This window comes from Streptomyces sp. S6, assembly GCF_054880855.1.
This window is the reverse complement of sequence record NZ_JBTYMC010000643.1, coordinates 1-1,365: the sequence shown is the minus strand read 5'-3', so window position 1 is coordinate 1,365 and position 1,365 is coordinate 1. Positions and strand designations below refer to the sequence as shown.

The following is a 1,365-nucleotide window of genomic DNA, read 5'->3' as shown; positions in this document are numbered from 1 at the left end:
CCGAGGGGACGCCCTGGCCCGGCCCGGACGACACCTGGCAGCCCGCGGGCAGCGAGCTGAGCGCACCCCCGGCAGCCGTCGCCGACGCCCTCGGCCTCCCGCGCGAGACGGCCGTCCACGTCGTCCGCCGCTCCCGCGTCTCCCACGGCCATCCCGTGGCCGCCGAACTCCTCTACGTCCCCGAGACCTCCGTCCCCGGCCTGACCGCGGACACCCTCCCCGGCGCCGCACACGCGCGTGCCGTGCTGCGTGAGCTCCAGCAGCTCGACCTGACCGCGCGAAACCGCTCCGTCGAACTCGGCTCCGCCCGCGCGGACGACGCCAAACAGCTCGACCGGCTCCCCGGGGCGCCGGTCCTGGTGGTCACCACGCACTTCACGACGCCGGCCCGCATCGCGGCGCTGTCCGTCGCGACGTACCGCGCTGACACGTGCCGACTGACGTTCGGGGAGTCGGGGCGGGTGGAGATCACGGAGGGGGCCGCGTAGCGGTTTCCGGCCCCCTGTTTCCGGAATTCCGGCCTCCGGCATTCCGGAAACAGGGACGCCCGGAACTCTCCGCACGCGCCCCGCGTTCACCGGTCAGGACGTACAACAGGTCAGGTGAACGCCCGTCGCCGCCCCGTCACCGTCCCCTCCACCGCGAACAACTGCTCCTCCACATGGTCCAGAGCCAGCCGCAGCGCCCCCCTCGCCACGGCGGCCTCGCCCAGGACCGAGAGGGCGACCTCGGGCGGGCGCAGGCAGTAACGGGCGAGCTCGTCGCGCAGGGGGCCGAGGAGAGGGCCGAGCCCCGCCGTGGACCCGCCGATGACGACCAGCTCGGGGTCCAGCGCGAGGACGAGCGCCGACACGTCGTGCACCAGACGCCGGAAGAACCGGTCGACGGCCGCGCGGGAACCGGGATCACCGTCGACCGCCCGAGAGAAGACGGCCGTCACCGCCCCGTCGTCCAGCGGCGGCAACGGCTCGTCGGTCGTGGACAGCAGCGCCTCCGGCGTCACCTCACGCCCCAGCAGATGCCACGCCCCGATCTCCCCCGCCGCCCCGCTGTACCCCCGGTGCAGCCGCCCCCCGATCAGCGACCCCGCCCCCGGACTCAACCCCGCCAGCACCAGCACCACGTCGTCGGAGTCGACCGCGGCGCCCTTCCAGTGCTCGCCCACCGCCGCCGCGTTGGCGTCGTTCTCCACCAGCACAGGACACCGGAACGACCGGGTCAGCCGCTCACCGAGCCGCAGCCCCGTCCACCCCGGCAGCGCGGAGCACAGCCGGACCGTCCCGTCCGCCTCCACGATCCCCGGCGTCCCCACCCCGACCGCACGCAGCGCGCTGCGCGGCACCCCGGCCCGCCGCAGCAGCTCGG

General features: G+C 75.2%; 2 protein-coding genes. One reads left to right on the top strand and one right to left on the bottom strand.

Translation table 11 applies throughout. The features are described from left to right. A partial coding sequence (locus ACVNF4_RS36080; protein ID WP_461807042.1) for a UTRA domain-containing protein occupies positions 1–488 on the top strand: 488 nt, incomplete at its 5' end. 110 nt (positions 489–598) lie between these two features. Here the strand turns inward: ACVNF4_RS36080 and ACVNF4_RS36075 are convergent. Continuing rightward, positions 599–1,365 (bottom strand): ROK family protein (locus ACVNF4_RS36075; RefSeq protein ID WP_461807041.1); only part of this gene is annotated, 767 nt, incomplete at its 5' end.